A 275-nucleotide genomic window follows, 5' to 3' on the forward strand; every position below is an offset into this window, starting at 1 on the left:
GGCGGGCTCATGCTATTGGAAAGCGTCAGGTCCATGCGCCGGACAAGGGCCGGACAGCTTGCCAGCCTCAAGAAACCGGGACAGCACAATTGGGTGCACCGCCTGCCCTTCAAGATGCGGTTTCGTGCCTCGAAGATCTATGTGAGCATCATCCCGATCCTGGCGCTTGGCGCAGCCATCGGCTTCCTGTCCTCGATCATGGGTGTGGGCGGCGGCTTCATCATGGTTCCGGCCATGATCTATCTTCTCAAAGTGCCGACCAATGTGGTTATCGG

At 58.9% G+C, this 275-nt stretch carries 1 protein-coding gene; it reads left to right on the forward strand.

Features of this window, described 5'->3' with window-relative positions; genetic code table 11:
• Positions 1 to 15: 15 nt before the first annotated feature.
• Positions 16 to 275: TSUP family transporter (locus AC0MA3_RS26505; RefSeq protein WP_474658347.1), on the forward strand; the 260-nt coding region annotated here is incomplete at its 3' end.

The organism is Paenibacillus sp. LS-5, assembly GCF_056121505.1.